The sequence below is a fragment of the Streptomyces sp. DvalAA-14 genome (genome assembly GCF_900091855.1).
Lineage (GTDB): Bacteria > Actinomycetota > Actinomycetes > Streptomycetales > Streptomycetaceae > Actinacidiphila.
Map to the genome: position 1 here is coordinate 66,515 of NZ_FMCH01000423.1, position 8,688 is coordinate 75,202.

An 8,688-nucleotide genomic window follows, 5' to 3' on the forward strand; every position below is an offset into this window, starting at 1 on the left:
CCACCCACCGAACCGCTGCCGAACCCGTACCCACCCTTCCCACCGCATCCGTTGGAGGAGCACGACATGTCCGAACGACTTCAGGACCGGGTCGCCGTCATCACCGGCGCCGGCAGTGGTATCGGCTTGGCATCGGCCCGCCGGATGGCGGCCGAAGGCGCCAAGGTGGTCTGCGCCGATATCGACGAGCGGGCCGGCCGGTCCGCCGCCGAGGAGGTCGGCGGGCTGTTCGTACGGGCCGACGTGTCCGTCGAGGCCGAGGTGGCCGCCCTGTACGAGGCAGCCGTGGCGGCGTACGGCAGCGTGGACATCGCCTTCAACAACGCGGGCATCTCGCCGCCGGAGGACGATTCCATCCTCACCACCGGTCTGGAGGCGTGGCGCCGCGTCCAGGAGGTCAATCTGACCTCGGTGTACCTCTGCTGCAAGTACGCCATCACGCAGATGCGCCGGCAGGGCAAGGGCTCGGTCATCAACACCGCGTCCTTCGTGGCGGTGATGGGCGCGGCGACCTCGCAGATCTCCTACACCGCATCCAAGGGCGGCGTCCTGGCGATGTCCCGCGAACTGGGCGTGCAGTTCGCCCGCGAGGGCATCCGGGTCAACGCCCTGTGCCCCGGACCGGTCAACACCCCGCTGCTCCGCGAACTGTTCGCCAAGGACCCCGAGCGCGCCGCCCGCCGCCTGGTCCACATCCCGCTGGGCCGCTTCGCCGAGCCCGAGGAGATCGCCGCCGCGGTGGCCTTCCTCGCCAGCGACGACTCCTCCTTCATGACCGCCTCGCAGTTCCTGGTGGACGGCGGCATCTCCGGCGCCTACGTCACGCCGCAGTGACCGACCAGGCGCCGACGGGGTAGGAGACGGCCCGGACCCCGCGCACAGCTCTGAGAAAAGAGACGTTCTTGACCGCTCCTTCCGCACCCGAGACGACTCCCGACTGGCTGTCCGGCGCCGTCCTCTACCAGATCTATCCGCAGTCCTTCGCCGACTCCGACGGCGACGGGATCGGCGACTTCCCCGGCGTGCTGCGGCACTTGGACTACCTCGCCTGGCTCGGCGTGGATGTGGTCTGGTTCAGCCCCTGCTTCACCTCCCCGTTCGCCGACGCCGGCTACGACGTCTCCGACTACTTCACCGTCGCCCCGCGCTACGGCACCAACGACGACCTGCGGCGGGTCGTCGACGCCGCGCGCGACCGCGGCATCCGGGTCATGCTCGACCTGGTGCCGGGTCACACCTCCCACCGGCACGAATGGTTCCGCAGGTCCGCGGCCGACCCCGACGACCACCGCTACATCTGGTCCGACCGGGTCGGCAGCCCGGTCAGCCGCTGGATCCCGGCGCCCGGCGCCCGTGACGGCTACTACCTGGCCAACTTCTATCCGGTGCAGCCCGCCCTCAACTTCGGCTACGCCCGGATGGACCCGGCCGAACCCTGGCGGCAGCCGGTCGACGCCCCCGGGCCGCGGGCCAACCGGGCCGCGCTGCGCGAGATCATGGCGTACTGGTTCGACCAGGGCGTGGCCGGATTCCGGGTGGACATGGCGTTCTCGCTGGTCAAGGACGACCCGGGGATGGTCGAGACCGGCCGGCTGTGGACCGGCATACGCCAGTGGATCGACCGCGAGTACCCGGACCGGGCGCTGATAGCCGAGTGGGGCGATCCGGGCGTGTCGGTGCCGGCCGGCTTCCACGCCGATTTCTTCCTGCATTTCGTCGGGGACGCGCTGCGCTCCCTGTGGGGCAACAGCCAGGGGAGCCACAGCTTCCGCTGGAACACCGATCCCTGCTTCTTCGCCCCCGAGGGCGAGGGCTCCATGCGGCCCTTCCTCGACGCCTGGGAGCGGGCCACCGGCGCGATCGGCGGCGTGGGCCATGTCGCGCTGCCCACCGCCAACCACGACTTCTCCCGGCTGGCGGTCGGCACCCGTACCCGGGAGATGACCGCTCCCGTCTTCGCGTTCCTGATGACCTGGCCCACCTTGCCGACCATTTACTTCGGCGACGAGATCGGCATGCGCTACGTCCCCGACACGCCGGATGTGGAAGGCGCCGACCTCGACGACGGCCAGCGCCGCCAGGGTTCGCGTACGCCGATGCAGTGGGACGGCACCGCGGGGGCCGGCTTCTCCACCGCGGACCAGGACCGCTTCTACCTGCCGCTCGACCCGGCGCCCGACCGGCCCGACGTGGCGGACTCCCTGGCCGATCCCGGCTCGCTGCTCAACCAGGTCCAGCGCCTCATCGCGCTGCGCAGGGCTCGGCCGGCGCTCGGCAGCACCGGGTCCGTCGAGGTGCTGAACGAGACGTATCCGCTCGTCTACCGGCGGGGCGACGATCATCTGATCATCATCAACCCTCGCCGCGCGCCGGCCCGGTTCACTCTGAAGGGCGCGGACGCGCTGCGTCCGCTGGAGGTGCGGGGCGTCACCGTGGACGGTGACGAGATGACGGCCGACGGCTTCTCCTACGGAGTGTTCACGCGTTGACGACGCGGCCTGCGGCCCACGGGCGCCCGACGGCGGACGCCCGTGGGTTGTGCCGGGCCGGGCGGGGCCGACGCACGGGCTGATTCCCGGCGCGGTCACCGGCCCGGCGTTCCGGTTCCCCGGCCCACCGCGGCTCTCACCTGGCCCGGCAACCCGTGTTCAGCGGGCGAGCAGGTCGCGCAGTTCCTTGGCCACATCGGCCGGGGCTTCCTCGGCCATGAAGTGGCCGCACGTGACCGTGGCGTGCCGCAGATCGGGCGCCCAACGGCGCCACAGCGCCGCGGCGTCGAACCCCAGGGCGGCGCCCCAGTCCTGCTGGAGCACGGTGACGGGCATCCGCAGCCGGCGGTCGGCAGCGCGGTCGGCCCGGTCGTGGTCGATGTCGATGCCGGCGGACGCCCGGTAGTCGGCGACGATCGACGGGACGGCGCCGCGGCAGGCGTCCAGATAGGCGAGGCGGATGTCGGCGGGGATCGCCTGCGGGTCGTTCGTCCACAGGTCCAGGAAGTGGCCGAAGAAGGCGTCCGGGTCGGCGGCGATCATGCGCTCGGGCAAGCCGGGGGGCTGCGCCATCAGGTAGAGGTGGAAGCCGACGGCGGCGGTGACGCCGTGCATCACCTCCCACATGTCCAGGGTCGGCAGCACGTCGAGGCAGGCCAGCCGCGTGATCACCGCGGGGTGGTCGAGCCCGGCCCGCAAGGCGACGAGGGCGCCGCGGTCGTGTCCGGCCAGCGCGAAGCGGTCGTGCCCCAGCCCGCGGGCCAGCGCCACGACGTCGGCGGCCATGGTCCGCTTGGCGTACATGCCGCCGTCGGTCTCGGCGGGTTTGTCGCTGGCGCCGTAGCCCCGCAGGTCGGGGCAGATCACGGTGTGGTCGGCGGCGAGGTCGGTGGCGACGTGCCGCCACATCAGGTGGGTCTGCGGGAAGCCGTGCAGCAGCACGATCGGACTGCCGGTACCCGCGACGGCCGCGGTGAGCGACACGCCGTCGGCGACGGGAACGCGCCGGTAGTCGAAGCCGGGGATGACAGGCGTCATGATGTCGTGTCCTTCGCGTGGATGACCAGGTACTTCGAGCCTGCCGGGCACGGATGAGCATCGGGTGAGCGCCGGGTCGCGGCGCTATAGCGTGGCCGGGGGAGGCCCGGAAAGCGGATCCCGACGGCCGGAGGAGCCGGGAGGGCCGGACACGCCGGAAGGGCCCGGGAGGCTCGGTCATCGACAGCAAGCTGGGAAAGCCGATCAACGGGCGGAGGGAAGGTCGCGGGGTGCGCGTCGCGTTCGGGGTGCTGGGGCCGGTGGCGGCCTGGGACGAGGCCGGTGACGCGATCGCCCTGAAGGGGCCGCGGCACCGCGCGGTGCTGGCCCGGCTGGTCGTCGCCCACCGCCGCGTCGTCCCTGTCACCCGTCTGGTCGAGGATCTGTGGCCGGAGGATCCGCCGCCGGGCGCGGTGGGGGCGGTCCGCACCTTCGTGGCCTCGCTGCGCCGCGCGTTGGAGCCGCGGCGACCGCCCCGGGCGCCGGCCCGCCTACTGGTCACCGAAGGGCCGGGATACGCCCTGCGCGCCGAGCCGGACGCGGTGGACGGCTGGCGCTTCGAGCGGGCGGTGGCCGCGGCGGCGACGCTGGCCCCGGAGCAGGTCCTCGCCTCGCTGGAGGCGGCACTGGGGTGGTGGCGCGGACCTGCCTACGCCGAGTTCGCCGATGCCGCCTGGGCCCGGTCGGAGCGCTCCCGCCTGGCCGAGCTCCGGTTGTACGCCGTCGAGCGGCAGGCCGAGGCCCGCCTGGCGCTGGGGCTGGCCGCGCGGGCGGTGCCGGATCTGGACGCGCATGTGGCCGAGCACCCCTGGCGGGAGGACGCCTGGCGGCTGCTGACCCTCGCCCTGTACCGGGCCGGCCGGCAGGGTGATGCGCTCGCGGTACTGCGCCGGGCACACGTACTGCTGGTCGAGCAGCTGGGGGTGGATCCCGGACCCGGACTGCGTCGGCTGGAGGCGGACATTCTCGACCAGGCCGCACACCTGGACCTCCCTGACCCCATGGATCGGCTCGACCCCCTCGACCCCGGCGACACCGGCGGTTCCGGACCCGGTCCGGGCGGTCCGACCGGACGGGTGTGGGCGCAGGCGGCTGCCGCCTATGACCGCAGCGTGGCGTCGGGGTCCCCGGCCCGCCTGCAGGCGACCGTGGGTCTGCTGCGCAATCTGGCGCTGACCGGTGGCGAGGGACTCCTGGCGGCCCGGCAGCACCGCGTGGCAGCCGTCGCGGCGGCGGAAGAGTTGGGCGACGCCGAGCTGACCGCACGGGTGATCGGCGCCTACGACGTACCGGCGATCTGGACCCGCGTCGACGATCCGCGGCAGGCGGCCCGGGTGGTGGCGGCCGCCGAGCGCACGCTGGCGGCCCTGCCGCCGGATACGCCCCCGGCGCTGCGGGCGCGCCTGCTGGCCACCGTCGCCGTGGAGTCGCGTGGCACCCGCTCCGCGCGCGGACCCCAGGCCGCCGAGCAGGCGGAGCGGATCGCCCGCGGGCTGGACGATCCCACGCTGCTGGCCTTCGCCCTCAACGGCGTGTTCATGCAGACCTTTCAGCGCGCCGGCCTGGCCCCCCGCCGGGACGCGATCGGCGCCGAACTGGTCGCTCTGTCCGCCCGGCACGGCCTGGTCACCTTCGAGGTCCTCGGACATCTCATCCGGCTGCAGGCGCGCGCCGCACTCGCGGACTTCGCCGCGGCCGACCGGCACGCGGCTGCCGCGGACGCGTTGGCCGGGCGTCACGACCTGCCGCTGGTCGGCGTGTTCACCCAGTGGTACCGCGCGCTGCGACGGGCCGAGAAGGAACGGGCGGCCCCAGCCGAGACGGAGGCGGCCTACCGGGACGCCGCCGCACGCCTCGACGGGGCCGGCATGCCCGGCCTGGAGCGCGGCCTGCCGCAGCTCGCCTTGCTGTGCCTGCGGCTGCGGGACGGGCGGCCCGTCCGGCCCGACGAGCACGCCGATTGGGGTCCCTACGAGCCGTGGGTCCGTCCGCTGCTGCTCCTCGCCCGGGGCCGCCGCGGTGCGGCCGCGGCGGCCCTGCGGAAGGTGCCCGATCCGCCCCGCGACCTGCTCTTCGAAGCCCTGTGGTGCCTGATCGGACGGGCGGCCGTCGCCGTCGGCGACCGGGAGGCGACGCGACGCGCGCTGAGTGAACTCTCCCCGGCCGCCGGGGAACTGGCCGGGGCGGGCAGCGGCCTGCTCAGCCTCGGCCCGGTCTCCCACCACATCGACGACCTCGCCGCGGCCCTTCGACGCGGCTGACGAGCGGGTGAACGGGGCGGGCAGCAGCGCGGCCGCCGATCATGGACGGCCGGTTCCAGCCAGCACCCCCGGGGCACCGGGTCCGGCGGGCACAGGGCCGCCAGCCCTTACCTTCCTACTACGGGCCCACCGCTAAGATCATGTTGACCTGCGATGATCCTGTCGGGCCGATCATCGGCGGGCTGTGGGCGAGTGTGCCCCCGGCAGGACTCGAACCTGCGGCCAAGCGCTTAGAAGACACCCGGCGTGTCCCATCCTCTATGGCGCTGACCTGCACTAATGCACTGCCTTGCGTTAATCGTGGGCCACCCGTGGGACGTATTTGGGACGGTCGGATGTCCGACCGCCTGGGACGGGCTGTCAGCGAGGGCAAGAAGAGAGACGGCTCCGGAGGACGCGGGCTTTGGAAAAGTCGTCCCAGGTCAGCGCGTTATCTGACGGGTCGTCAACCGTCGCAGCCCACAAATAACCCATGCCGCGCCAATGTCCCCGCTTCCATGCTTTCGTCCCTGTCCTCCGATTTGGGCTGGCTGTCGTTGCCGTCGTCGCGCTTGGTCCTGTTTGACGGCCCGCTCCGGCCAATCCGTAACAGACAAGCATCTCGGCCTCGCACCGTGGCGGCGTTCGGATGCCGTATCACCCGTTCGGGTGAAGGAGGAGGGGCGCAGAGAGCGGCGTAACTGAATGGTGTGCCGTCCGAGCCGAGGAGCCGGTGAGGTGAGTGTGCCTCCTGCCGATGCTTGTGGTGCATGGGCGGAGTGTGGGCGGTTTCCGTTCTCCGGATGGGGAGGGCAGGTCGCGTGGTGCAGGGCGGGCTTGTGGAGTCAGGTGGGGTCATCGGGGTGGGTAGGTGTCGGGAGCGGGCGGTTCGGCACGCCGGCCCGGTGGGCGGGGTCGGGGATGGTGAAGGTGGCGGGGGAGCTCGGGGCTGAACTGGCTCGTGCGTTGCGGGCTAGTCTGCTGCCGGCAGGGCAGGGCGCGTACGGGCCGCGTGGCCCGTCGGAGCTGTCCTGGTGCTCGTTCGCTACCGGGTATGCCCGGGATCACTGGGTGGGGCGTGCGGCGACGCGGAACGGGACGAGCGAGGCGCTGACTCTGGTGACGCGGGCGATGCTGTGGGAGATGCTCGGACGGCCCAGCGCCCGGTGCTGCACCGGGCACTGCGGTCGTGGGCGTTCGTGGTGCCGGGGCCGGAGGCGCGGGAGATACCCCCCGCAGGACCAACTGGTGCTCGAGTGGGTAACCAAGGCGTCCCGGCCGCTGATCGACCTGCACGACCCGGCCGTGGCTCGGGCGGTGCTGGAGGCGCTGTCGGTGAAGCGTGACGGCAAGCCGGCGGCTCCGTGTACGTCCGGGCGCAAGCGCAGGATCCTGGTCAATGCCTTGTTCTACGCGATGGAGCAGGGAGAGCTGGGCAGCAACCCGCTGGACCGGGTCCGGTGGCGGGTGCCGAAGCAGGCCCGGGCGGTCGACCCGCGGGTGGTGATCAACCCCCTTCAGGCCCAGAACCTTCTTGGGGCGCTGTCCTACGTTGGCGACTTCAAACGCGCCCGGGGGCGCCGTCCGGTGGGGCTGTTCGCCGGTATGTACTACGCCGGGCTGCGCCCGGAGGAGGCCGTCGCGGTGGCCCTACCGGACTGCACCCTGCCCGCGACCGGCTGGGGCCGCCTGGTCCTGCACCGGGCGAGGCCGCAGGCGGGCAAGAAGTGGACCGACTCGGGTGGGATGCATGACGACCGGGGCCTGAAGTCGCGCCCGCCCGGCGATGTTCGCATCGTCCCACTCCCGCCGTCGCTGGTGAGCATCTGGCGCGACAGCGTCCAGACCTTCGGCACCGCACCCGACGGCCGGCTGTTCTTCACCGAACGCGGAACCATCCTCGGCTACACCACCTGCCACCGCGCCTGGAACGAAGCCCGCGCCCTGGCCCTGCCACCCGAACTCGCCGCCACCCCAATCGGCAAACGCCCCTACGACCTGCGCCACTCCGCCCTGTCCACCTGGCTCGCAGCCGGCGCAGACCCCGCCGAAGTTGCCCAGCGGGCCGGCAACAGCGTCGAAGTCCTCCTCACCCGCTATGCCAAGTGCCTCTACGACCGCCAGTCCCTCACCAACCAGCGGATTGAGTCTCTTCTCTCCGCCTACGATCTGACGTCGGAATTCCAGTAGAGATGTGCCGCGCGCCGAGCCCGTGCGCTGCACTGGTCAGCCCTAGCCATCGACCCAGATCCTGCCCGCCAGGGGATCAGTTGGGTTAGGTACTGGGTAAAAATAGCGTCGAGATGGAGCGCACGGACAGGCGAGAATGCGCATCGCGCCGTGCTTGAAGGGTTCGTTCAATGCTCGATGGACGGTCTCCGGCTTCCAGTTCCTGGCGCGGGCGAAGTCGGAGACGCAGGGTCAGTCTTCTCCGGGGTCGAGCTTTTGGATCGCGGTTGCTATTCTCTGGACCCGCCGACCGCCACCATGATCAGAAGGTGTACGACGCGCTCAGTTCGCAGCCGTCCTCAGTGTCCGTCGTCTTGCCGGCCCCACCACCGGCCCCGCCGCACAGCTTTAAGACCAAGCTAGTTCGGACGTTGCGGGGCGCCTGTTTGCACGCTGAACGGGTAGGAGTCGATCACGGCGCCGTTAGTGGAGGGGAAGGGTGCAGATGTCTTCACCGGAAAAACCCGGGTGGGCTCCTTGGGGTTCCAGGAATCGAATGACCGCATTTGCCGTAGTAGGACCTGCCCTCGCGATTGCAGTCCTGATCGGCGGGATCCTCTTGACGGCATCGTCGCATCGAGGTGGTGTCGCCGCCATCATTGTGGGCGCTTTGGGGATCGCATTTTGGCTCGTAATGATTCCACTCGCACGCCGTAAAAAGCAAGATTTAGACGATGCCTCACGTGGCTGTG

Annotated in this window: 6 protein-coding genes; 5 read left to right on the top strand and 1 reads right to left on the bottom strand. The window is 71.5% G+C overall.

The window, feature by feature from the left end; all coding sequences use genetic code 11:
- Positions 1 to 66 precede the first annotated feature (66 nt).
- Together GA0115240_RS22830 and GA0115240_RS22835 are read left to right on the top strand one after the other, a co-directional pair.
- Positions 67 to 834 (top strand): 3-oxoacyl-ACP reductase, encoded by a 768-nt coding sequence (locus tag GA0115240_RS22830; RefSeq protein WP_093739124.1) that lies wholly within the window; start codon positions 67 to 69, stop codon positions 832 to 834.
- 68 nt (positions 835 to 902) lie between these two features.
- On the top strand, positions 903 to 2,489 hold the full coding sequence (locus tag GA0115240_RS22835; protein WP_093739126.1) for an alpha-amylase family glycosyl hydrolase: 1,587 nt from the start codon (positions 903 to 905) through the stop codon (positions 2,487 to 2,489).
- Positions 2,490 to 2,648: 159 nt separating this feature from the next.
- On the opposite strand, the gene GA0115240_RS22840 is transcribed toward GA0115240_RS22835, so the two are convergent.
- Entirely contained in the window at positions 2,649 to 3,527 is an 879-nt protein-coding gene (locus GA0115240_RS22840) for an alpha/beta fold hydrolase (RefSeq protein ID WP_093739128.1), read from the bottom strand.
- 230 nt (positions 3,528 to 3,757) lie between these two features.
- Between GA0115240_RS22840 and GA0115240_RS22845 the strand changes: the two genes are divergently transcribed.
- From GA0115240_RS22845 to GA0115240_RS37660, 3 genes are all read left to right on the top strand, one after another.
- A complete protein-coding gene (locus GA0115240_RS22845; RefSeq protein ID WP_093739130.1) occupies positions 3,758 to 5,788 on the top strand; it encodes a BTAD domain-containing putative transcriptional regulator in 2,031 nt (676 codons plus the stop codon).
- 1,227 nt (positions 5,789 to 7,015) lie between these two features.
- Positions 7,016 to 7,957, top strand: a complete 942-nt coding sequence (locus GA0115240_RS22850; RefSeq protein WP_237555126.1) for a tyrosine-type recombinase/integrase — start codon at positions 7,016 to 7,018, stop codon at positions 7,955 to 7,957.
- A gap of 535 nt (positions 7,958 to 8,492) precedes the next feature.
- A partial coding sequence (locus GA0115240_RS37660; protein ID WP_218087437.1) for a hypothetical protein occupies positions 8,493 to 8,688 on the top strand: 196 nt, incomplete at its 3' end.

Excerpts from the sequence above, each read along its gene's own strand:
- GA0115240_RS22840 (WP_093739128.1), bottom strand. The coding sequence starts at position 3,527 with ATGACGCCTGTCATCCCCGGCTTCGACTACCGGCGCGTTCCCGTCGCC.
- GA0115240_RS22830 (WP_093739124.1), top strand. The coding sequence starts at position 67 with ATGTCCGAACGACTTCAGGACCGGGTCGCCGTCATCACCGGCGCCGGC.